The 22,174-nt window shown below is 57.6% G+C and carries 20 protein-coding genes; 14 read left to right on the top strand and 6 right to left on the bottom strand.

Annotation, left to right across the window (positions count from 1 at the left end; genetic code table 11):
* Window positions 1-200: 200 nt before the first annotated feature.
* The gene (locus B150_RS0108045) at window positions 201-2,579 is read right to left on the bottom strand and encodes a M1 family metallopeptidase (protein ID WP_020399396.1); all 2,379 of its coding nucleotides are present in this window, start codon (window positions 2,577-2,579) and stop codon (window positions 201-203) included.
* A 232-nt stretch (window positions 2,580-2,811) separates the two neighbouring features.
* Here B150_RS0108045 and B150_RS0108040 point away from each other — a divergent pair, with 232 nt between their 5' ends.
* From B150_RS0108040 to smpB, 3 genes are all read left to right on the top strand, one after another.
* On the top strand, window positions 2,812-3,360 hold the full coding sequence (locus tag B150_RS0108040) for an EF-hand domain-containing protein (protein ID WP_020399395.1): 549 nt from the start codon (window positions 2,812-2,814) through the stop codon (window positions 3,358-3,360).
* Window positions 3,361-3,607: 247 nt separating this feature from the next.
* Window positions 3,608-4,498, top strand: coding sequence for a 4-hydroxy-tetrahydrodipicolinate synthase (gene dapA / locus B150_RS0108035; RefSeq protein WP_026168273.1), 891 nt, complete (start codon window positions 3,608-3,610; stop codon window positions 4,496-4,498).
* Between the two features lie 8 nt (window positions 4,499-4,506).
* Complete coding sequence (gene smpB, locus B150_RS0108030) at window positions 4,507-5,001, top strand: SsrA-binding protein SmpB (RefSeq protein ID WP_020399393.1); 495 nt, start codon at window positions 4,507-4,509, stop codon at window positions 4,999-5,001.
* On the opposite strand, the gene B150_RS0108025 is transcribed toward smpB, so the two are convergent.
* The 3 genes from B150_RS0108025 to B150_RS0108015 all read right to left on the bottom strand — a co-directional run bounded on the left by B150_RS0108025 (window position 4,998) and on the right by B150_RS0108015 (window position 7,541).
* On the bottom strand, window positions 4,998-5,789 hold the full coding sequence (locus tag B150_RS0108025) for a cyclic nucleotide-binding domain-containing protein (RefSeq protein WP_020399392.1): 792 nt from the start codon (window positions 5,787-5,789) through the stop codon (window positions 4,998-5,000). The genes smpB and B150_RS0108025 overlap by 4 nt on opposite strands.
* Before the next feature lie 423 nt (window positions 5,790-6,212).
* Entirely contained in the window at window positions 6,213-6,848 is a 636-nt protein-coding gene (locus B150_RS0108020; protein ID WP_035922500.1) for a uracil-DNA glycosylase, read from the bottom strand.
* A 90-nt stretch (window positions 6,849-6,938) separates the two neighbouring features.
* Window positions 6,939-7,541 (bottom strand): LabA-like NYN domain-containing protein, encoded by a 603-nt coding sequence (locus B150_RS0108015; RefSeq protein WP_020399390.1) that lies wholly within the window; start codon window positions 7,539-7,541, stop codon window positions 6,939-6,941.
* A 147-nt stretch (window positions 7,542-7,688) separates the two neighbouring features.
* Here B150_RS0108015 and folK point away from each other — a divergent pair, with 147 nt between their 5' ends.
* The 10 genes from folK to parC all read left to right on the top strand — a co-directional run bounded on the left by folK (window position 7,689) and on the right by parC (window position 17,724).
* Window positions 7,689-8,270 carry a 2-amino-4-hydroxy-6-hydroxymethyldihydropteridine diphosphokinase gene (folK, locus tag B150_RS0108010; protein WP_020399389.1) on the top strand — a complete coding sequence of 194 codons (582 nt, stop codon included), beginning with the start codon at window positions 7,689-7,691 and terminating at the stop codon, window positions 8,268-8,270.
* Window positions 8,271-8,402: 132 nt separating this feature from the next.
* Complete coding sequence (rpoZ, locus tag B150_RS23615) at window positions 8,403-8,705, top strand: DNA-directed RNA polymerase subunit omega (RefSeq protein ID WP_025896584.1); 303 nt, start codon at window positions 8,403-8,405, stop codon at window positions 8,703-8,705.
* 191 nt (window positions 8,706-8,896) lie between these two features.
* On the top strand, window positions 8,897-11,032 hold the full coding sequence (locus tag B150_RS0108000) for a RelA/SpoT family protein (RefSeq protein ID WP_025896583.1): 2,136 nt from the start codon (window positions 8,897-8,899) through the stop codon (window positions 11,030-11,032).
* 102 nt (window positions 11,033-11,134) lie between these two features.
* Window positions 11,135-11,719, top strand: a complete 585-nt coding sequence (gene pyrE / locus B150_RS0107995) for an orotate phosphoribosyltransferase (protein ID WP_020399386.1) — start codon at window positions 11,135-11,137, stop codon at window positions 11,717-11,719.
* A 15-nt stretch (window positions 11,720-11,734) separates the two neighbouring features.
* On the top strand, window positions 11,735-12,313 hold the full coding sequence (locus B150_RS0107990) for a DUF2062 domain-containing protein (protein WP_020399385.1): 579 nt from the start codon (window positions 11,735-11,737) through the stop codon (window positions 12,311-12,313).
* 12 nt (window positions 12,314-12,325) lie between these two features.
* Entirely contained in the window at window positions 12,326-13,060 is a 735-nt protein-coding gene (locus B150_RS0107985; protein WP_026168271.1) for a pyridoxine 5'-phosphate synthase, read from the top strand.
* Entirely contained in the window at window positions 13,057-13,719 is a 663-nt protein-coding gene (gene rnc / locus B150_RS0107980) for a ribonuclease III (RefSeq protein ID WP_020399383.1), read from the top strand. The genes B150_RS0107985 and rnc overlap by 4 nt, the downstream gene beginning before the upstream one ends.
* Entirely contained in the window at window positions 13,719-14,621 is a 903-nt protein-coding gene (gene era / locus B150_RS0107975; protein ID WP_020399382.1) for a GTPase Era, read from the top strand. Before rnc ends, era begins: the two co-directional genes overlap by 1 nt.
* A 9-nt stretch (window positions 14,622-14,630) precedes the next feature.
* Window positions 14,631-15,374 carry a DNA repair protein RecO gene (gene recO, locus B150_RS0107970; protein ID WP_020399381.1) on the top strand — a complete coding sequence of 248 codons (744 nt, stop codon included), beginning with the start codon at window positions 14,631-14,633 and terminating at the stop codon, window positions 15,372-15,374.
* 97 nt (window positions 15,375-15,471) lie between these two features.
* Entirely contained in the window at window positions 15,472-17,724 is a 2,253-nt protein-coding gene (parC, locus tag B150_RS0107965) for a DNA topoisomerase IV subunit A (RefSeq protein ID WP_020399380.1), read from the top strand.
* Window positions 17,725-17,784: 60 nt separating this feature from the next.
* Here parC and B150_RS0107960 read toward each other — a convergent pair whose 3' ends face one another.
* A complete protein-coding gene (locus B150_RS0107960; RefSeq protein WP_020399379.1) occupies window positions 17,785-18,171 on the bottom strand; it encodes a VOC family protein in 387 nt (128 codons plus the stop codon).
* 242 nt (window positions 18,172-18,413) lie between these two features.
* Here B150_RS0107960 and B150_RS22270 point away from each other — a divergent pair, with 242 nt between their 5' ends.
* A complete protein-coding gene (locus B150_RS22270) occupies window positions 18,414-20,588 on the top strand; it encodes an ATP-binding protein (RefSeq protein ID WP_020399378.1) in 2,175 nt (724 codons plus the stop codon).
* A 3-nt stretch (window positions 20,589-20,591) separates the two neighbouring features.
* On the opposite strand, the gene B150_RS0107950 is transcribed toward B150_RS22270, so the two are convergent.
* Window positions 20,592-22,172, bottom strand: a complete 1,581-nt coding sequence (locus B150_RS0107950) for a TRAP transporter large permease (protein ID WP_020399377.1) — start codon at window positions 22,170-22,172, stop codon at window positions 20,592-20,594.
* Between the last annotated feature and the right edge of the window lie 2 nt (window positions 22,173-22,174).

Genomic DNA, 22,174 nt, shown 5'->3' with positions numbered 1-22,174 from the left:
GCCTGTTTTTTACCTCCGATCCCTGTGCCGGAAAGGACCCTACCGTGTCCTTTTTGTCAAGGAATTATACCGTACCCTGCCAAGCTGTCGCACCAATCTATACCGCACCGGCTTAACAAATATTTTAGGGCAATTGCGTGACCAAATAAGAAAAAGGGAGGCATGGCCTCCCTTTCCCAAGGTTTACGATCTGTGTGAGATCAATCCTTCGGCTTGTCTGCCTTTTCCGCTTCCTGAGTATCGAGATATTCTTTCATCAGGTTACGTTGTTCGGCACGGTTCTTGTAGAGCTCGACACGGCTCATATGGGGCTTCGGAGGCCACACATTGTTTGCCTTCTCCGCGTCGGCGATCTCGTTATAGGGGTCGAGCGTCACGGATTTGATCTTCTTGTCGCGAACAAGAACCTTGGTGGCTTTCCTGGGGCTCTCCCGCCAGATTTCAGCGGCCACACGGACTTCCTCGTGACTGCCGTCCTCGAACTCGACATCAAGCACAAGCGGCATAACAAGGCCGCCAATGTTCTCGAAGTCGATGAAATACAGCTCGTGGCCGTATTTCAGCAGTTCTTTCTGCCAGTCCTCGAGGCCTTTCAGCATGCCTTCATAAGCGTCTTTCTGCTTCTTGGTGACAATGAAATCATCGTTTTCATTGTAGAAGTCGAGAAGCTCGGGGAAACGGTCAACACGGCGCGGCATACCGTCGGCCTTGTTGCGCATTTCCGCGATGTAACGCTCGTTCTCAAGGCTCTCCTGACGGTCGAACTCGTTCTCAACCTCAGGATTCTGCGTGCCGATACGGGCGTGGGTCATGCCGGTGATAGCAATATCCACATGGTCGGTGGTGTAGAACCAGCCGCGGAAGAACCAGTCAAGATCCTTGCCGGAAGCATCTTCCATGGTGCGGAAGAAATCAGCCGGGTAGGGGCGCTTGAATTTCCAGCGGCGGGAATATTCCTTGAACGCGAAGTCAAAAAGCTCACGGCCCATGACGGTCTCGCGCAGGATGTTGAGCGCGACAGCGGGCTTGGTGTAGGCGTTCGGGCCGTAGCCAATGATGCTGTCAGACTGTGTCATGATCGGCGTCTGGTTCGGGCTGATCATGTAAGGAATGGCCTCCTTGGCACGACCATAGCGCGACGGATAGTCGGCTTCCCACTCACGCTCTGCCTGGCTCTGGAGGAAACTGTTCAGGCCTTCGTCCATCCATGCCCAGTTACGCTCATCAGAGTTTACCACCATCGGGAAATAGATATGGCCAATCTCGTGAATGATCACAGAGATAAGGCCGTATTTCGCCCGTTTGGTATAGGTGCGAACTTCTGTGCCGTCGTCTTTCTTCTCGATCACCGGCTTCGGGCCGTTTGACGTAATCATCGGATATTCCATACCGCCGCCGATCGGGCCGTTCACCGACCATGCAACAGGGTAGGGATATTCGAACGAATAGCGGCTGTAGGTGTCGAGCGTGTGCGCAATCGAATGAGTGGAATATTTGTCCCAAAGCGGCATGGCCTCATTGGGGTAAAGCGACATGGCCATAACCGTGCGGCCGCTTTCCGGCATTTTCACGCCAAGTGCGTCCCAGACAAACTTGCGCGAGGAAGCAAAGGCGAAATCGCGAACGTTATCAGCCTTGAAGTGCCATGTTTTGGTTTTGTCCGTGCCTTCTTTCTCGTTCTCAAGCGCTTCGTCGCTGGTGACGATGAAAACAGGGCGGTCAGCGGTCTTGGCTTCGTCCAGACGCTTGCGCTGGTCCGCGCTCAAAACGTCCTTGGCGTTCTGAAGTGTACCGGTGGAGCCAACGATATGGTCAGCCGGTACGGTGATCTCAACGTCATAGTCGCCAAATTCAAGCGTAAATTCGCCAGTGCCGAGGAACTGCTTGTGCTCCCAGCCGGCGAGGTCAGTGTAGGCCGCAAGGCGCGGGAACCACTGCGCGATAAAGAAGACATCGTTGCCGTCGCGGCTATAGGGCTCGTAACCGCCCCGTGCGCCCATGGCCTTGCCCTCGGGGATGTTGAAGCTCCAGTCGATATCGAAGCTGAAGGTCTCGCCCGGCTTGAGCGGTTTATCAAGGTCGATGCGCATCATCGTATCGTTGATGGTGTAGCGCACGTCCTTGCCGCCGGACTTAACCTTGGACAGTTTGAAACCCCACTCGTTGTCTTCCGTGCGCGCAAGGAAACGCAGCGTCGAGAAAGACATCTTCTTCGAAGCTTCGCGGCCCATTTCCATGGTGGCATAGGCGTCGGAGTGCTTGGAGAAGCGGTTCTGGTCAAGCTGCAGCCAGAGGTAATTCAGCGTATCCGGCGAATTATTCTGGTAGACAACGCTTTCGCTGCCACTGATGGCGCGGTTTTTCTCATCAAGTTTTACCTTGATCTTGTAGTCGACTTCCTGCTGCCAGTAGGCATGGCCCGGTGCGCCTGAACCTGTGCGGTAGACGTTCGGTGTTGGCAGGTGCTCTTCGAGCTGGCGGAATTTATCCTCAAAGTCGCCTTTGGTCTGCTTGACGGCTTCTGCATGTGCAGCTCCCAGCCCCAGGCAAAGCGACAGTATGATCCCTGTGAGACGCATGAATTCAGTCCCTTTTTATTCTTGCGGTTGGCCCCTTTGGTGTTGATTGCGGGAAGGTAGGGCAGAAACGGGGGCTAGGCAAGCGGGCGCACCCTTTGCCGGTAACAAAACGGTGATCAGCGGACTGCGAAGGGTATAACTGCACGTTTCCGTAGAAGGGGTGTACGCAGCGGCGAGGCGCGGCGAAGACACTAAGAAACAACGTTCTGAAACGAATATAAGGAACCTAAAAATGAAAATGTCAGGCAAGATTATCAGTGCAGCCCTTCTTGGTACCATGATCGCAGGTGCGTCCTTCGCGGGCGGCGGCAAAGGTGAACGCTTCAAGGAGTTGGACAAAAACAGCAATGGCGTCATCACTCATGACGAGATGATGGCTGCAGTCAAAACCCACTTCGACAAGTTCGACACAAACGGCGATGGTTTCCTGACGCTGGCGGAGCTCCCGAAAGAGATGCCGATGCCGGAGCGCATGGAAAAACGCATGGAAAAGCGGATGGAGAAGATGGCCGAGCGCGCTGAGAAAGCCGGTCGCGACTTCGACGAAGACGACTTCGAGGGCCGCTTCAAACCCACACGTCTCCGTTTTGTCGCCAAACATGACCGCGACGGTGACGAGCAGGTGTCGCTTGAGGAATTCTCAAGCCGCGCGGTGCAAATGTTCAAACGTGCAGACGCCAACGGCGACGGTGAAGTCACCAAAGCTGAGATGGATGAAGCCGGTAAACATCACCGTTTTGGCAAGAAAGGTGGTTGGGGCGAACGCGGTAAACGCCGCTAAGCTTCAGACGACTTCCGGGGAAAACTGCTGGTCCTAAGCTCACCTCTCTGGTGACCAACCTTGAATGCTGAAAGTGTGCGCCGATTGTCCTTGCTCCCAGGTGGGTATGGTCGGCGCACATATCATTTTTTGCCACAATCAAAACCTATACGGTGACGTTAGATAAACTGCCGTGCACATACTCTTGCCCTTTTGAGGGGCGGGCTGTAGGGTGCGCGATATTTTTGCACCTGAAGAGGCCCCGACAATGCTGAAAGGCTCCATTCCCGCTCTTGTGACCCCGTTCACCGATACTGGCGACGTTGACTACGACCGTTTTGAGAAGTTTGTCGACTGGCAGGTGAAACAGGGTTCGCATGGTCTGGTGCCGGTTGGCACGACCGGCGAAAGCCCGACCCTTAGCCATGAAGAGCACCGCAAGGTGGTGGAACTATGTGTTGAGGTGGCGGACGGCCGTGTGCCGGTAATCGCGGGCGCGGGCTCAAACAACACGCGCGAGGCCATCAGCCTCATCCAGCACGCCGAGAAGGTGGGCGCGGACGCAGCACTTGTTGTAACCCCTTATTATAACAAGCCGAGCCAGGCAGGCCTTTATGCCCACTTCAAGGCGCTGCATGACGCCAGCAACCTGCCGATTGTGATTTATAACATCCCGGGTCGTTCGGTTGTCGATATGGCGACGTCAACCATGGCGGAGCTGTTCGAGCTGCCGCGTATTGTTGGCCTCAAGGACGCGACGGGTGATCTTGACCGCGCCGCAAGCCAGCGCGCCACCATGGGGCCGGATTTCATCCAGCTTTCGGGTGAGGACGCAACCGCCCTTGGTTTCATGGCCATGGGCGGCCACGGCTGTATATCGGTTACTGCAAACGTGGCGCCTGCGCTTTGTGCACAGTTCCAGGAAGCCTGCATGGCGGGTGACTATAAAGCCGCACTCGCGCTGCAGGACCGCCTGCTTGGCCTGCACCGCTGCATGTTCATGGAGCCAAGCCCGGCACCGGCCAAATATGCGCTTTCACTTCTTGGCGTTTGCCGTGAAGATGTGCGCATGCCGCTGCTGCCGGTCACGGACACAGCACGTTCCTTTATCGCCAGCACCATCAATGACCTGGGGCTGGAGCCGGTGAACTTCGGATAAAAGCGTTTATGGCTGGCAAGAACAAAAATTCGGACAAGAACAAGAAGCTTGGCAACCGCGTGGCGGCCGACAACCGCAAGGCGCGGCACCTTTTCCATATTGAGGAAGAACATGAGGCCGGCATTTCGCTGCAGGGTACCGAGGTGAAGTCCCTGCGCTCGGGTGAGGCCAATATCCGTGAAAGTTATGCCGAGGAAAAGGACGGCGAACTCTGGCTCGTGAACGCCTATATCCCGGAGTTTTCCCACGGTAACCGCTTCAACCACGAACCGCGCCGTCCGCGCAAACTGCTGATGCACCGCCGCGAGATTGGCAAGCTTGGTGGTTTGATCCAGCGCCAAGGGTACACGCTTGTGCCGCTCAAGATCTATTTCAATGATCAGGGCAGGGCGAAGGTGATGATCGGCCTTGGCAAGGGTAAAAACGTGCGCGACAAGCGCGAGGACGTGAAACAGCGTGACTGGGACCGCCAGAAAGCACGCCTGATGAAAGACCTCGGTTAGCCGAGGTCGATATCCTCAGCTGGCGGAATACTGATGAGGAACCGCACCGGGCTATCGGGCCCACCAGCCACGACCTGATTACGCCCAACTTTCAGCTTCGCCGTGGCTTTCAGGGTATATTTACCGAGCTTCTCACCGTTCACGAGCGTGCCTTGCGGCGCGCCAAGGTCACGCACCCACAACGCGCCGTCGCGCCGGACAATCTCAAAATGATTGTCTGCAAGTTCGGATACGCCTTTGAGCGGCACCTTGAGGCTGAGCGGGCTGATGACACAGTGCCCGTCGCGTGAGGCAACGTTGCCAATGGTGAAGGGGAATTCAGTCAGTTCCACAAATGTCAGCAGTTTGTCTGCCACCACGCGGGATAGTCCTTCAATCGTGGGCTTGCTGCTTTTGAAGTGGTGGGCTTTCAGTTCCGTAGAGCCTTCAATCGCTTCCTTGATGGCATAGGAACTGCGCAGGCGTGTGGCAAGTGTGTGCACCACATGGCGCACCAGCGGGTCAGAGAAGCTTTTGCGGAAAGCTTCAGCTGAGATGAAAAGGGCAGTGGTAACTTTGGACGCTTTTGCGGTTACCGAATGGTTCTTGCGTTCAATAACGCTGACTTCACCAAGAAGTTCGCCGCCGCCTAAGGATGCAATATGGTGTCCGGTGTCGCCTTCATGTCGCCAGATCTCGACCTGGCCATCCAAAATCATGTACACACCGTCTGACGCGCTGTCCTGCTCGTAGATGGTGTCCCCGACATGGAAGCGGATTTGTTCCCCCATACTGGCAGTATCGGTCATGATGCCGTTTTCCTTCTGTCAGCCCCAACCCGATTCTATCCGGTTTTTGTGCGCGCTGCAATTCCCGGTAGCTTTTCCAAGTCATTCTATCATAAGCCGTTTCTGGCATATCTGGTAGCTTTAGGCGAATTTTAAGGAATTTCTGGTGGTATGGAGATGTACCGGGCGTTGCCAGACGCACGGGACAAGGGCACCAAATGTCCGAGGCAAGTTCCTCCCCTCGATCATTTGCCGGATATTCGCGGTGCCGTCGCCCAAGCGTTAGGGCAGTTACGGCGGAACAGCTATCCGTCAAGGGGTGCTCCCCGGGACCTGAGCAGTCCCCCGGGTTGGGCCCGAGAGTATAGAGTAAAGCATCATATTCTCAGTTTCGAGTACGCGCGGCGACAATCCCCCAGGTTGTCGCCGTACTCGTGTCTGCAGTCAGGGTTGAAGCGCGCGGGCTGCAGTTTTCAGTGCATCCATGAACATCTCTTCGGTCAGGCGGCCGGTATTCACATTATAGCGCGAGCAGTGATAGGTATCGACGAGCGTAAGACCGTTGGGGAGTTGGTGTACTGCGGCGTGCGCAAACTTATAGTCCGCAAGCTTGAAGCCGAACGTGCGCACAGCGCTATCGTGCGCCACTTTGCCTAGCGCGAATATGACCTTGAGGCGGGGCAGGGCGTGCATCCGTGCCATGAGATATGGACGGCAGTTGTTCACCTCCGGCCCCGTCGGCTTGTTTTCAGGCGGCACACAGCGCACCGCATTAGTGATCATGACATCCTTGAGTGCCAGCCCGTCATCGGCATGATTGCCGTTTTCACCCACAGTCCAGCCCATGGTAGCAAGGCATTTGAACAATAGTACGCCGGAAAAATCGCCGGTGAAGGGCCGTCCGGTTTTGTTCGCTCCCTGCAAGCCCGGTGCGAGGCCAAGCACAAGGATGCGGGCGTCAGCGTCGCCGAAGCTTGAGACCGCACCGTTGAAATAGTCGGGATAAAGCTTCTCGTTCTGGCGTCTGAATTTCACAAGGCGCGGGCACTTGCGGCACCCTACATCGGGTTCCGGCTTCATCGCTTTTGCTGTGCGGGACGATTTGATCATGGGCCATAAATAACAAAAGGCGGCAATGATGGCCGCCTTTTTTCGCTCTGGCTTGAGCTTTTAAGCGTGTTGACTCTCAAGCTGTTCCTCAAACCCTGCGTCAAATGCCGGCGTTTCCGGGCGGCGGTGGCCGCTACCTTTGCGGCCAATGATGCCGCGCAGGTCCTCAAGGTCGACAAATTGGTCAGCCTGACGGCGCAGTTCATCGGCAATCATCGAAGGCTGCGTGGAATTGGAGCTGACGACGGTCGCGCGCACGCCTTTACGCTGCACAGCCTCGAGGAGGCGGCGGAAGTCCCCGTCGCCGGAGAACAGCACTACATGGTCAAGCGCCTCGGCGATATTGAGCATATCAACCGCAATCTCGATATCCATGTTGCCTTTGATCTTGCGGCGGCCATGTTCGTCGGTGAATTCCTTCACAGGCTTGGTCACAAGGGTGAAGCCGTTATAGTCCAGCCAGTCAATAAGCGGGCGCAGCGGCGAATATTCCTGATCCTCAAGAATGGCGGTATAATAAAATGCACGAATGAGCCGGGCCTGTTTCGAGAAATGGGCGCGCAGGCTTTTATAGTCGATTTCCATGTCTAGGGCACGGGCAGTCGCGTAGAGATTTGCGCCGTCTATGAACAGCGCGAGGCGTTCCTCGGGATAGAAAATCATCGCTTGGTCCAATCATAAAATAAAAATATAAGTCTGCGTGACAAAACAGGAATGCAGAGAATACAAGCATCCAGCCACGCCGTTAATTAATGGTAAATATGGCGTTATATGTCCAGTGCCACAAGGGGGCGATCAAGTAATTGTTATATGGTTATAGCTGTCACAAAAACTCAAATACTACTTGCGTTTGGTGGTAACTTGCCGTCCCCGGCGGGGGAGCCGCGCGCGACGATCGCCGCCGCCGTCGCGGCGCTTGAGGCACGCGGGTTTGAGCTTGTGAGCGCATCTGCCCACTACCGTACGCCAGCGGTGACCTTGGAGGAAGGTGTTGTCAGCCCGCCTTACGTGAACGCCGCCGCCCACTTCCGCACCAGCCTGACGGCTGATGAAGTGCTAGCCGCCACGCAGGAAACCGAGCGTGAGTTCGGCCGTATGCCAGCCGCCCGCTGGACCGCCCGCCCGCTTGACATCGACCTGCTTGCTTATGGTGACGCTATCTTGCCGGACGCTGCACAGTGGCGCAGTGTGGCTGGGAGCGCGGACCCTGCGGCCATCCTGCCGGAGCCCGTGGTACCGCACCCGCGCCTGCATCTGCGCGGATTTGTGCTGGCGCCGCTTCTCGATATCGCGCCTGCATGGCAGCACCCGGTGCTTGGCAAGACAGTGCGCGACATGGCCGCTGACGCAAAAGCGGACGGTGCGTTCGAGGGCATCGAAAAACTTGCCTAAGGCGCGGGCTATGTCGCAAAATAGGGCGATTCACCGCTTTACAGGCTTATGCTTGCCCTGTATAAGCGGGCGCTCGTATCGAGGGCAGGCGCACAGGCGCGCCCTTTTGAACAAGAATTTGGAGAATACAGCATGGCTCGCGTTACCGTTGAGGATTGTGTAGACAAAGTCACCAACCGGTTTGATCTGGTTCTGTCGGCTGCACAGCGCGCTCGCCAGATTTCGAGCGGCGCTCCGCTTGAAGTTGACCGCGACAATGACAAAAACCCTGTCGTTGCCCTGCGCGAGATTGCAGACGAAAAAGTGGTGGCAGACAATCTGATGGAAGCCATCATCCATGGCATGCGCAAGGTTGTTGAATCGGATGAGCCGGAAGAGGTTGATCTGTCCATCCTTATGGCTGGCATGGAAGACGGTGCGAAAAAAGGCGAATAAGCCCGCTTTTTCACTGTTTGTGAATTTGAAAAGCCCGGTGGACACACCGGGCTTTTTCTTTGCGCAAAAGGCCCCTCATTTTGTGATAACGGGCTGGATAAATTCTCAGGAATAGTTATTTCTTTAAGATAACAAGAAGCGCCACCCAAGTGTGTTGTGTCCTGCCGGGTGGGTAAAATGGGAACGTGCCGGTGATCCGTCAGTTTGAACTAGTTGAAACAGTCAGAGCCTACGACAAGAACATAGATGAAGCCCTTCTGAACCGGGCCTATGTGTTTGCCATGAAGGCGCACGGTACGCAGATACGGGCGTCTGGTGACCCGTATTTCTCCCACCCGCTTGAAGTGGCGGGTATCCTCACGGACATGAAGCTTGACTGCAACACCATTGCGACCGCGCTTTTGCATGACGTGGTTGAGGATACGGTCGCGACAATCCCCGAGATTGAAGAGCTGTTTGGCCCCAAGGTGGCCGAACTGGTGGACGGCGTTACCAAGCTTTCCAAGATTGAGATGCAGACCGAAAGCCTGCGCCAGGCTGAGAACTTCCGCAAGTTCCTGCTGGCCATGTCGAACGATATTCGCGTGCTTCTCGTCAAGCTTGCCGACCGTTTGCACAATATGCGCACACTTTTTTATATCAAAAAGCCGGAGAAGCGCCGCCGCATTGCCATGGAAACCATGGAGATTTATGCGCCGCTCGCCGAGCGTATCGGCATGCACGCCATGAAGGACGAGCTGGAACATCTTTCGTTCCAGCATATTGACCCCGAAGCGATGGAATCCATCAACGCGCGCCTGCATTACCTCATTGAGGAAAGCCCGGACCTTGAGAAAGACATGGTCGGCGCGCTCACGAAACTGATGGAAGAACATGGCATCAGCGCCAATGTCAGCGGCCGCATCAAGCGCCCGTATTCCATTTGGCGCAAGATGGAGCGGCAGAACATTTCGTTCGAGCAACTGTCTGACGTGATGGCTTTCCGCATCAAGGTAGACGATGTGGACACCTGTTACCGCGCGCTCGGCATCGTGCACCAGCGCTTCCCGATGGTGCCGGGCCGCTTCAAGGACTATATTTCGACGCCCAAGCGCAACTTCTACCGCTCGATCCACACCACGGTGATGGGGCCGCAGAACCATAGGCTTGAAGTCCAGCTCCGGACCCACAAAATGCATGAGCAAGCTGAGCTTGGTGTGGCCGCGCACTGGCAGTACAAGCAGCAGGCTGACAATGTGGAAGGCTCGCAATACCGCTGGGTACGCGAACTTCTGGAAATTCTTGAACACACAAACGACCCTGAGGAATTCCTTGAGCATACCAAGCTTGAGATGTTCCAGGACAAGGTGTTCTGCTTCACCCCGAAGGGCGAATTGATCTCGCTGCCGCGCGGTTCCTCGACCGTTGATTTTGCCTATGCGGTGCATACCGAAGTGGGTGACCACTGTGTGGGCGCGAAGGTGAATGGCCGCATGGTCCCGCTTCGTCATCAGATTGAAAACGGTGATCAGGTCCAGATCCTGACGTCAAAGGGCCAGTCACCGTCGCCGCGCTGGGAAAGTTTTGTGGCAACAGGTCGCGCCCGCGCCGCCATCCGCCGCCACGTCAAATCCAAGGAAAGGGTGGAATACAGCCACCTTGGTAAAACGCTCATTGAGAAAGCCTGCCGCCGCAATGGCCTTGATTTCTCAAGCCAGGTGATCGTGCAGGCCGCCAAGGTGTTGAACCTTGATGACGCTGACATGCTTTATGCGCTCGTGGGGCAGGGCACCTTGCAGGAAGATGAAATCCTGCGCGCGGCCTTCCCGGGCTTCAAGGAAGATGCGCGTGGGGAGGGACTGCCCACAGTGCACCATGACTGGGAAGCGGTGGATGATAACGCAATCCCGATTTCCGGCATGAAAGAAGGCGCGGTGCATTTTGCGGACTGCTGCCACCCGGTGCGGGGTGACCGTATTGTGGGCATTCGTGTGCCGGGCAAGGGCGCTGAAATCCACACCATCGACTGTGGCACGCTGAAGGATTATGACGACCGGCCCGACCTCTGGATCGACCTGCGCTGGGAAGATGACGACAAGGACAACGCCTTCTACGCGGGGCGCCTGCGCCTTGAAGTGGTGAACGAACGCGGTGCGCTTGCAGCGATTGCTGCAACGGTCTCGAAGGGCGGCGGCAATATCTCGAACCTCGTGATCCCCGAGCGTGACCCCGAGTTCTATATCATGATTGTTGACGTGGAAGTGCGCGATGTGAAGCACCTCAATGACATCAGCCGTGCACTGAGAGTTAGCCGGGTCATCAGCCGCGTTGACCGCGTCGCGGGTTAAAAGCGTCGCACTACAGTGATTTTTCTTGACGGCGCGGGGCGGTGGCTCTATCCGCGCCACTAAGGTATTTTGACCGCATTCCCAGCCACAGGAGCAAGACCCATGGATCAGGAAATGGTTCTCGATGAATTTCGCGCAGCCGGTGCCCTTCTTGAAGGTCACTTCAAGCTGTCTTCCGGCCTGCACAGCAGCGTTTACCTTCAGTGCGCGCGTGTGCTGATGGACCCGGCGCGTGCCGGTCGCCTTTGTGCGGCCTTCGCGGACAAGCTGCGAGCCACCGGCGTTGAAATCGACCTCGTGGTCAGCCCGGCCATGGGTGGCGTGATCGTGGGTTATGAAGTTGCGCGCCAGCTTGGCGTAAACGGTATCTTTACCGAACGTGTGGAGGGCGAGTTTGCCCTGCGCCGCGGCTTTGAAATCCCGGAAGGCGCCCGCATCCTGATGATGGAAGACGTGATCACCACCGGTCTTTCGTCGCGCGAATGCATCAAAACCATTAACGAATGGGGTGGTAATGTTGTGGCAGCCGGTGCGCTTATCAACCGTTCCGGCGGCAAGGCGGACGTTGGGGCACCCATCACCGCGCTTGTGACCATTGATGCACCGACCTATTCACCTGATGCCCTGCCGGATGAGCTCAAGGCCATTCCGGCCATCAAGCCGGGTAGCCGGGGCCTCAAGTCCTAGAACAGGAAACCAACCATGCTGTTTCGGCGGCGCGTAGCACTTACAACTTGGCGGAAGGTTGCAGGTTTCCTGTGGCCCCGGTCAGGCTGGAAGCGCGCAGCCATCTACACATGGCACCGCATTGCGCGCCTGCCGGGCACCACGCACTCCATTGCGGCGGGCGTGGCCTCGGGGGCCGCGGTTTCCTTCACCCCGTTCCTTGGCCTTCACTTCCTGATGGGCTTTGCGGTGGCTTGGGCGGTGCGTGGTAATCTGGTGGCCTCTGCCATCGGGACAGCGGTGGGAAATCCGTGGACTTTCCCGTTTATTTTTGCGCTTACGGGGCAGGTGGGCTCGCTTCTGCTTGGTGAACATGTGGCCGGACATGTGCCAAGCTGGAGCTGGGATGCACTCCTTGATGCACCTTTTGAGTATCTATCCTCTTTCCTGCCAGTTGTTTTTCCGCTTATTGTAGGCGGCGTGCCGATTGCGATAATCGTGTGGCTTCTGTTCTATTTTTCGTTCAAAGCCCTTCTTAGCGGATATCGCGCAGCGCGGCAACTAAGGTTACAAGAAAAAAAAGCACGTCTCGCATCCACGAACCCCGAGGCGTAAAAAAGGCAGGTTATGAGAAGGAATAAATTGCGCCTTGGCGTGAATATTGACCATGTGGCAACCATCCGGAATGCCCGTGGCATCAGGCACCCCGATCCTGTCCGTGCGGCAGGCCTTGCTGTGCGTGCGGGCGCTGACGGTATCACCGCGCACCTGCGCGAAGACCGTCGGCACATCTCCGACGAAGATATCGCGGCGCTTTCGGATGTTCTTACCGTTCCCCTCAACTTCGAGATGGCGGCGACGGAAGAGATGCTTGAAATCGCGCTCCGCCACAAACCACACGCAGCCTGCCTTGTGCCAGAAAAACGTCAGGAACTGACGACCGAGGGCGGCCTTGATGTGGCTGGCCAGTTTGACCGCCTCAAGCCTTTTGTCGACACGCTCGGTAAAGCTGGTATGCGTGTGAGCCTGTTTATCGATCCGTCGAAAGAACAGCTTGATGCCGCCAAGGCACTTGGCGCACCAGTCACGGAAATCCACACCGGCGCTTACTGCGAACTGGTGGGCGAACCGCAGCGGGAGGAGCTGGAGCGTATCCGCAAAGCGGTGCAATACGGCCATTCGCTGGGTATTGAGATGCACGCTGGCCACGGCCTCGCGTATGAGACAGTCGGCCCCATTGCCGCCATGCCGGAACTGATGGAACTGAATATCGGCCACTTCCTGATCGGCGAAGCCATTTTCCATGGCCTTGAAGCGTCGATCGCGGAAATGCGCCGCCTGATGGACGAGGCACGCGCATGAGCGGGCCGGTGACCATTGCGGGCTACACCTTCCAGAAACCGAGTTATCTCGAGGAAGCGCTGACCCACCCTTCACTCTCCGGTACGCACAACTATCAGCGCCTTGAATTCCTCGGCGACCGCGTGCTGGGCCTCGTGATCGCCACGTGGCTGCTTGAAGCCTATCCGGGAGAGGCAGAAGGCAAGCTCAACCGCCGTTTCACCGCGCTCGTGCGCAGGGAGACTTTGGCGGAGATGGCCTGCCACCTTGGCCTTATGTCATCGCTCAAGCTGACGCCGGGTGCTGAGGCTGAAGGCACGCGCGAAAAAGAAGCCATCCAGTCGGACGTGACGGAAGCAGTCATCGGCGCGATGTATCTTGATGGCGGGTTTGATGTGGCTAGCGCCTTCATCCGCAAACACTGGGCGCCGCTCATGAAGGAAGGCCCAAGCGCGTTCAAGGACGCCAAGACCCTCCTTCAGGAATGGTGCCAGGCACGCGCGGTTGCGCTGCCGCAATATAAGCTGGTCGAACGTACCGGACCGGATCATAATCCAGAATTCACCATCGCCGCGATGGTTGAGGGCCACGGCGAGGAAATCGCCACAGGTGGTGCCAAGCGGCAGGCGGAACAGGCCGCCGCAGGTGCGCTTCTCGCGCGCCTTACAGGAGAAAAGTAATGAGTGAGAATACGACCCGCTGCGGTTTTGTCGCCATCATCGGTGCGCCGAATGCGGGCAAGTCGACACTGTTGAACGCGCTTGTTGGCGCGAAAGTGGCGATTGTGACCCACAAGGTTCAAACCACCCGCACGAAAGTGACGGGCATCGGCATGTATGAGAACACTCAGCTTGTGTTCATCGACACGCCGGGCATTTTTGAACCCAAGCGCCGGCTTGACCGCGCGATGGTCAATGCTGCCTGGAAAGGCTCTGAGGACGCGGAAATCACCGTGCTGCTCATTGACGCCAAGAAGGGCCGCAACGAGGAAGTTGAGCGTATCATCACCGGCCTCAAGAACGCCAAGCGTCAGGCTATCCTTGCGATCAACAAAATCGACACCATCAAGCGCGAACAGCTGCTCGCGCTCGCGCAGGACCTGCACGAAACAGGTGTGTTTGATGAAGTGTTCATGATTTCTGCCCTCAAGGGCGACGGCGTGGGTGACCTGCTCAAGCATCTGGCTTCCCGCGCGCCCGAAGGCCCGTTCATGTACCCCGAGGACCAGATCGCGGACGTGACACTGCGTATCCTCGCCGCTGAAATCACGCGCGAGAAGATTTACCTGCGCCTGCATGACGAACTGCCTTATGCCACCACGGTCGAGACCGAGAAGTGGGAAGAGCGCAAGGACGGCAGCGTGCGCATTGAGCAAGTGATCCACGTTGAACGGGACAGCCAGAAAGGCATCGTGATCGGCAAGCAGGGCGCCATGCTCAAGCTTCTCGGCCAGATGGCACGTGAAGACATGGAAGCAAGCTTCGAGCGCCGCGTGCACCTTTTCCTCCACGTTCGTGTGACCGAACGCTGGGCCGAAGACCGCACCGTCTATGAGGACATGGGCCTCGACTTCGTGGAATAAGCCGAAGCGATGGAATGGCAGGATGAAGGCATTGTTCTTTCCGCCAGCCGCCTTGGTGAGGCGGATGCCGTTCTTGAAGTGATGACACCTGCGCACGGTCGTGTGCGCGGGTTTGTCAAAGGCGGCCTTGGCCGCCGCAACAAAGCCAACCTGCAGGTGGGTAACCGGCTTTCCGTCACATGGTATGCGCGGCTTGAGACCAATTTGGGCCGTTTTACCATAGAGCTCCTGCACAGCCCTTTGGGGCAGATGATGGGGGAGGGCGCGCGCATCAGTGCGCTTTCGGCCGTCACCGCCGTTGTCTCCTCCACCTTGCCCGAGCGGGAGGCGCACGCCAGCGTGTTTGAAGGGCTTGAAGCTATCCTCAATCTTCTCGAACACGAAGACGGCACCGCCGCCATGTGGGGCGCTGCGCTTGCGCGGCTTGAAGTCGCCGTGCTCGCTGAGCTTGGTTATGGCCTTGACCTCACAAAATGTGCGGGCACAGGTTTGGGCGAAAACCTCGCCTTTGTCTCACCCAAAACCGGGCGGGCAGTCAGCCTTGAAGCGGGCGGACCCTATAAGGAAAAACTGCTCCCGCTCCCTGCTTTCATGACAGGCGGTAAACTGGTGGATGCAAGCGCGGATGACGCGCTGGATGGCCTGCGCCTTACCGGCTATTTCCTTGAACGCAACGTATGGGCAGTGCACGCCAGCCAGCAGCCGCCCGCGCGGGAGCGTTTCATAGCCTCCATCCGCCGCCAGAGCGCGTAAATCAGCTTGACCACCCCTCGTGGCACAGGCCAAAATCTTCTGTGGATAACCACAACATCTTGTAGCCTTTTATATTCGCCTTGTTATAGTCGAGACCATGACGACACATCCTGAATTTAGCGACAATATCATCGAGGCACCGTTCGCGAACGCACTGAGCGAGCGCTACCTTGCCTATGCCATGTCCACCATCATGTCCCGCTCCTTGCCGGACGTGCGCGATGGCCTCAAGCCCGTGCACCGCAGGCTTCTCTATGCGATGCGGCTTTTGAAGCTTGACCCCAAGACGGGCTACAAAAAATGTGCCCGTGTGGTTGGTGACGTGATCGGTAAATACCACCCGCACGGTGACCAGTCGGTCTATGACGCGATGGTGCGCCTCGCGCAGGATTTTGCGGTGCGTTTCCCGCTTGTGGACGGGCAGGGCAACTTCGGCAACATCGACGGCGATAACGCGGCGGCGATGCGGTACACCGAAGCCCGCCTCACCGAAGTCGCTGCCGTGCTCATGGAAGGGCTTGAGGAAGACGCGGTCGATTTTCGCGAAACCTATGACGGCGAAGATTCCGAGCCTGTCATCCTGCCGGGCTGCTTCCCGAACCTGCTGGCGAACGGGTCGAGCGGTATCGCGGTTGGTATGGCGACCAATATTCCGCCGCATAACGCGGGTGAGCTGATTGACGGCCTGCAGCTTCTTATTGAGGCGCGCCGTGACCCGAGCCGCGAAGTAACCGTACGCGACCTGATGGAACGCATCCCGGGCCCGGATTTCCCGACCGGCGGCCAGATTGTCGAGAACCGTGACACGATCGAACACGCCTATGAGACCGGTCGCGGTGCCATGCGTGTGCGCGCACGTTGGGAAAAGGAAGACCTTTCCCACGGCCAGTATCAGATCGTGATCACCGAAATTCCGTATCAGGTGCAGAAGTCGAAGCTGATTGAAAAGATCGCCGAGCTGATTGGCGACAAGAAGCTTCCGATCCTGACCGACGTACGTGACGAATCGACCGAAGACATCCGTATCGTGCTGGAGCCCAAGAACCGGGCCGTGGACGAGAAAGTGTTGATGGAGAGCCTGTTCCGCATGACGGAACTTGAAGTGCGCTTCTCCCTCAACATGAACGTAATTGCCTATGACGGGCGGCCGCGCGTGCTGTCCCTCAAGGAAGTGCTGGACAGTTTCCTCGATCACCAGATCGACGTGCTGATCCGCCGCTCCAAATTCCGCCTCGACAAGATCGAGAAGCGGCTTGAAATCCTCTCAGGCTACCTGATTGCTTACCTCAACCTTGATGAGGTGATCCGCATTATCCGCGAGGAAGATGACGCCAAGGCGTCCTTGATGAGCACCTTCAAGCTGACGGAAAACCAGGCGGAAGCCATCCTCAATATGCGCCTGCGCTCACTGCGCAAGCTCGAGGAAATGGAAATCCGTACCGAACACGCCAAGCTTGAGGAAGAGAAGAACAAGCTTGAAGCCCTGATTGGCTCAAGCGCGCTTCAGTGGATCGCGGTTGGCGACAAGCTCTCTGAAATCAAGGAAAAATTCGGACCCGAAACGGTCCTTGGCAAGCGCCGTACCCGCTTTGGTGACGCGCCGGTGGCCGAGATTGTGCCGATTGAAGCGATGATCGAAAAAGAAGCGATCACGGTTCTCTGCTCCAAACGCGGCTGGATCCGTGCGCTCAAGGGTCACGCCAAGCCGGAGGAAGAGCAGAAGTACAAGGAAGGTGATGAGGAGAAGTTCCGCTTCCACGCCTATACGACCGACAAGCTGTTCCTTTTTGCCACCAACGGCAAGATGTACACGCTGGGCGCTGACAAGCTGCCGGGCGGGCGCGGCAACGGTGAGCCTGTGCGTCTGATGGTTGATATGGATGCCAACGACGAGATCGTCGCACTGCTGCCTTACCAGCCGGGCGGCAAGCTGTTTGTGGCTTCGTCCATCGGCAAGGGCTTTGTGACGGAAGCGGACCAGGCTGTCGCCATGAAGAAGGGCGGCAAGCAGCTTCTGAACGTCAAGGACGACGTGGTCGCGACCCACTGTTTTGCCGTGGACGGTGACAGTGTTGCTGTGATTGGCGAGAACCGCAAACTGCTGGTGTTTGACCTTGAGGAAGTGCCGACCTTGGCGCGCGGCCAAGGTGTGGCGCTGCAGCGCTACAAGGATGGCGGCATGGCGGACGTAACCATCTTCCATAAGGCCGAGGGTCTGACGTGGCCGATGGGCGGTAATTCCGACCGCTGGCGCACGGAGGTTGACCTCGCACCCTGGACTGGCAAACGCGGCAACGCCGGGCGGTTGCCGCCCATGGGCTTCCCGCGGTCCAACAAGTTCCGCGGATAGAACAAGAGAAAAGCGCCGGAAGTTCCGGCGCTTTTTCGTTTCTGGCTAGATTGGATGCCGTTATTTCTTCGGGCTGTAGTTGAAAGCGTTCAGCTTGTTGCCATCGAGGTCGCGGAAATAACCGGCGTAAAAGCCCATCTCTTCCGACCCGCGATAGCCCGGTTCACCCTCGCAGGTGCCACCCAGCTCAATCGCTTTGTCGTACAGCGTCTTCACTGTCTCCTGATCGGGCGCCGAGAGCGCAATCATCACGCCGTTGCCGACCGTCGCTTCATTCTTGTCATTGGGGTAGGTGACAACAAACATGGGCTTGCCCGGCTCTGTCGCCCAGCCTTTGAAACCGTCCCAGTCCCATGCGCGTTTCGCGCCCAGTATGCCAAGTAGCTCGTCATAGAAGGCTGCTGCCTTGTCCATATCCTTGGTGCCGACTGTCGTGTAACCAATCATTTTTTTCTCCCTCGATTGATGAAAACTCGCTCAATAAGGGATAGGACTGTTGGTGGTTGCGTGCAATTGCCCAAAGTTGCAGGCTTGGCTTTGCACTTTTGAATAAGATGTGGACCGGTGCGTTCTTGTGGGTTTAATTTCCCATTGTGGCGCTTGAGAAAACAAAGTGTTAGCCTTGCCCGCGAATGATGGCGCCCCGGAATGGCGGTAATGGGTAAAAGACCCTAATCCAGAGATACAGTGTGGAAGACCTGAGAAAACTTGCGGAAAAATTCAAGACTTGCTCTGACGACGAGCGGCTTGATCTGCTGGCTTCCATCCAGCGCCGCGAGATGCACTTGCGGGTGCTGAACAGTTTCGCCGTCTCCCTGATCCAGATCACCAATTCCGATGATCTCGCGTGGTATGTCGCCAAGGAAGTTGTGGCAAAGCTCGGCTTCGTTGACTGTGTGTTTTACGAATTTGATGCGGTACGCGAAAAACTGGTGCAGCGTGCCGCCATCGGGGAGAAGAACCCGGAAGGCCGCACCATCCGCAATCCGATAGAGATTGTACCTGGTGAGGGTGTGACCGGTACGGTGGCACAAACAGGCAAGGCCTTGCTGATCCCTGACGTGCGCAAGTTCGAAGGATATGTCGCCGATATCGGGGCACCGGGGTCCGAGCTTTGTGTGCCGCTCACCTACGGCAATGAAATCCTCGGGGTGATCGACTGCGAAAACCCGGAGGTGGGCCACTTCAAGGACGACCACCTGGAGATACTGCAAGCCATTGCCTCACTCGCGAGCTCGAAACTGGCGGAATGCCGTGCGCTCAAGCAGATGCAGGGGCAGGCGCAGATTTTGCGCCGCGTGCGCGAAGCGGTTGTGGTTACCGACGTTAGCGGGCTGATTACCGACGTGAACGAAGGCGCGACCAAGCTGTTTGGCCATTCGCGTGATCTGCTGGTTGGCCGACGTGTCAGCACCCTGATGGCGGACGATAACAATTGGCGCTGGGACCGCATGTCCATCCTTGGCGGCATCCGCGACAGCGGCGAGTGGCGCGGCTACCTCGACATGCTGGCGGGCGACGGCGAGGTGATGACCGTTGACGCCAGCCTGACGACGCTTGCCGACCAGAAGGGCCGCGTTGCTGGCATCATCAGTGTCGCGCGGGATGTGACAGACCTCCTGAAGGCTGAGCGTGCCATCCTTGAGAAAAACGAGGCGCTTGAAAGCAAACAGGTCGAGCTTGAAAAAGCACTGGTGGAAGGCGAAGCCGCCCGTCGCGCCAACCGCGCGAAGGATGTGTTCCTCGCGAACACGAGCCACGAGCTTCGCACCCCGCTTGCCGGTGTCATTGGCATGATCAACCTGCTGGCGGACACCGGTCTCAGTGACGAGCAGGTGCAACTGGTGGAGACCGCGAATGTCAGCGCGCATTCGCTCCTGACTATCATTGACGACATCCTTGACCTCGCCAAAATGGAAGTGGGTACGCTGAGCCTCAGGGAAGCGGCGTTTGACCCGGTAGACCTTGTGGTCAAGACAGCGGCTACTCTCAAGCCAGCCGCGAGTGCCAAGGGCCTGCAGCTGAATGTGAGCGTAGCGGACGATGCGCCGCGTTCGGTCGTAGGCGACGCAAGTCGCATCCGGCAAATCCTTTTCAATCTGGTCGGCAATGCAGTCAAGTTCACGGAAGAGGGGCATATTGATATCGTGCTCGATTTCGACCGCGACGAAAATGGCCTGCATTTCATGATGGAAGTGCGCGACACCGGCATCGGCTTCAGCAATAGCGAGCGGGAGAAGATTTTTGCCCGCTTCGAGCAGCTGGATGCATCGTCTACGAAAAGCATTGGTGGCACCGGGCTTGGCCTCTCCATCTCGCGCGAACTCGCGCAGATGATGGGCGGCACCTTGCGGGCCAGTGGCCGGGAAGGTGAGGGCGCGACCTTCTACCTGCACCTGCCGGTGCGCGAAGGCCATGCTGAAGCCGCGCAGACGCCGCTCAAGGCCATCAGTGCGGAAGAATATGAACCCGAGTTCGGCCCGCTCAAGGTGCTGATCGCGGAAGATAATGCCATCAACCAGATGCTGATTGAGAAAATCCTTGAGCGTTACGGCTGGGAACTCAAGCTTGTGAGCAATGGCCGCGAGGCTGTTGACCTTGTGGAGCAAGGTAGCTTCGACCTTGTGCTGATGGATATTCGCATGCCGGTGATGGACGGGGTGACGGCCACAAGGGCGATCCGCGCGAGCAGCGGCCCACAGGCAGGCACCCCGATCATTGCGCTCACGGCCAACACCATGGAAGACGACAAGCAGGTCTATATGGAAGCGGGCATGGACGGTGTTGTCGGCAAGCCCGTTGACCGTGCAACGCTGCTTACGGCCATCGGGCAAGCGCTTGAAATCCGCCGCCGGGTATCCTGACCGTTAGAACAGTTTTGACGGCAGCCAGGTGACAAGCTCAGGCTCGAGCGCGATCAACAAGAGCGCCAGCAGCTGGATAATCACAAACGGAATGACACCCTTATAGATGGCGATGGTGGGCACACTTTCAGGCACCACACCGCGCAGGTAGAAAAGCGCAAATCCAAAAGGCGGTGTCAGGAAGCTGGTTTGCAGGTTCATGGCAATCAGCACACCCAGCCAGATGGGCCCATAGGTACCGTCCATCGCGAGAAGGGCGGGGGCGACCACCGGCACCACCACAAAGGTGATCTCGATAAAGTCGAGGAAGAAGCCGAGGATGAACATCAACACCATGACAAGAAGGATTGCGGTCCACTGCCCGCCAGGCAGGCCGTGTAACATGCCTTCAATCGCATCGTCACCGCCAAGGCCGCGGAACACGAGCGAAAAGAGCGCTGCGCCAATCAGGATGGCGTAGATCATGGTGGAGATGCGCACGGTCGAGCGCATGACTTCGCCAAGCACACCAATGCGGTGCGTTTGCAACAGCGCCCAGCCAAGGCCAATCGTGAACAGAATGGTCAGCAGGGCGGCACCAAAGTACGCCATGCGGTCCGCATCTGGCACAACAGCGCGGCTCATGCGCAGGTCCATGGTTGCGGCGATGACGAGAAGCCCGACAAGGGCGGCGAGCGAGAGTATCACCGTCAGACGTGTCTTGCCGCCAAGGCGCGCGGCACCAAGGAAGATAGCGCCGATTGCACCCACGGATGCCGCCTCGGTCGGTGTTGCGATACCGGCGAGGATGGAGCCGAGTACCGCCACAATCAGCACCATGGGCGGCGCGAGCGCGAGGAACAGACGGCCATAGAAAGCAGCGTCAAGCGCTTCCCCTTCTTCGCGCGGGATGGCGGGGCTTGAGGACGGCTTGAGGACCGCAATAATCACCTGATAGATGATGTAGAAGCCGACAAGGATAAGCCCCGGTATCAGCGCGCCGGCGAACAGTTCACCCGCGCTCATGGGCGAGGGGGAGAAATTGCCAGCGTCGAGCTGTGCCTGTTGCCACGCGCTTGAGATAACGTCCGCAAGCAGGATGAGTACAATCGAAGGCGGAATGATCTGCCCCAAAGTGCCAGCTGCCGCAATGGAGCCCGTGGCGAGCGACTGGTCATAGCCGCGTCGGAGCATGGTGGGCAGCGAGAGGAGCGCCATGGTCACCACCGTCGCGCCCACAATGCCGGTGGAGGCTGCGAGAAGCGCGCCCACGAGCGTGACGGAGATACCAAGCCCGCCGCGCAGGCGTCCAAAAAGGCGGCCCATATTCTCAAGCAGGTCTTCCGCCACGTTGGATTTCTCCAGCATCACCCCCATCGCCACAAACAGGGGAATGGCGAACAGCAGCTCATTCCTGATGACGTTGCCAAACAGCCGGTTGGGCAGGATTTCAAGGAAGGTGGCGTCAAGCGTGCCGGTCGCGATACCGATCAGGCCAAACAGCAAGCCTGTGCCGCCCAGGGTGAAGGCAACGGGAAAACCGCTCAGGAGCAGGCCCACAAGCGCCACAAACATGCTGATGACAAGAATGATGGACATATCCATGG

Source organism: Kordiimonas gwangyangensis DSM 19435 = JCM 12864 (assembly GCF_000375545.1).
GTDB lineage: Bacteria > Pseudomonadota > Alphaproteobacteria > Sphingomonadales > Kordiimonadaceae > Kordiimonas > Kordiimonas gwangyangensis.
This window is presented reverse-complemented; position numbering and strand designations above follow the sequence as displayed.

Bases quoted from the DNA above. Each gene is read 5' to 3' on its own strand.
- B150_RS0108045 (WP_020399396.1), bottom strand. From the start codon at position 2,579: ATGCGTCTCACAGGGATCATACTGTCGCTTTGCCTGGGGCTGGGAGCT.
- B150_RS0108040 (WP_020399395.1), top strand. From the start codon at position 2,812: ATGAAAATGTCAGGCAAGATTATCAGTGCAGCCCTTCTTGGTACCATG.
- dapA (WP_026168273.1), top strand. From the start codon at position 3,608: ATGCTGAAAGGCTCCATTCCCGCTCTTGTGACCCCGTTCACCGATACT.
- smpB (WP_020399393.1), top strand. From the start codon at position 4,507: ATGGCTGGCAAGAACAAAAATTCGGACAAGAACAAGAAGCTTGGCAAC.
- B150_RS0108025 (WP_020399392.1), bottom strand. From the start codon at position 5,789: ATGACCGATACTGCCAGTATGGGGGAACAAATCCGCTTCCATGTCGGG.
- B150_RS0108020 (WP_035922500.1), bottom strand. From the start codon at position 6,848: ATGAAGCCGGAACCCGATGTAGGGTGCCGCAAGTGCCCGCGCCTTGTG.
- B150_RS0108015 (WP_020399390.1), bottom strand. From the start codon at position 7,541: ATGATTTTCTATCCCGAGGAACGCCTCGCGCTGTTCATAGACGGCGCA.
- folK (WP_020399389.1), top strand. From the start codon at position 7,689: ATGGTTATAGCTGTCACAAAAACTCAAATACTACTTGCGTTTGGTGGT.
- rpoZ (WP_025896584.1), top strand. From the start codon at position 8,403: ATGGCTCGCGTTACCGTTGAGGATTGTGTAGACAAAGTCACCAACCGG.
- pyrE (WP_020399386.1), top strand. From the start codon at position 11,135: ATGGATCAGGAAATGGTTCTCGATGAATTTCGCGCAGCCGGTGCCCTT.
- B150_RS0107990 (WP_020399385.1), top strand. From the start codon at position 11,735: ATGCTGTTTCGGCGGCGCGTAGCACTTACAACTTGGCGGAAGGTTGCA.
- B150_RS0107985 (WP_026168271.1), top strand. From the start codon at position 12,326: ATGAGAAGGAATAAATTGCGCCTTGGCGTGAATATTGACCATGTGGCA.
- rnc (WP_020399383.1), top strand. From the start codon at position 13,057: ATGAGCGGGCCGGTGACCATTGCGGGCTACACCTTCCAGAAACCGAGT.
- era (WP_020399382.1), top strand. From the start codon at position 13,719: ATGAGTGAGAATACGACCCGCTGCGGTTTTGTCGCCATCATCGGTGCG.
- recO (WP_020399381.1), top strand. From the start codon at position 14,631: ATGGAATGGCAGGATGAAGGCATTGTTCTTTCCGCCAGCCGCCTTGGT.
- parC (WP_020399380.1), top strand. From the start codon at position 15,472: ATGACGACACATCCTGAATTTAGCGACAATATCATCGAGGCACCGTTC.
- B150_RS0107960 (WP_020399379.1), bottom strand. From the start codon at position 18,171: ATGATTGGTTACACGACAGTCGGCACCAAGGATATGGACAAGGCAGCA.
- B150_RS0107950 (WP_020399377.1), bottom strand. From the start codon at position 22,172: ATGGATATGTCCATCATTCTTGTCATCAGCATGTTTGTGGCGCTTGTG.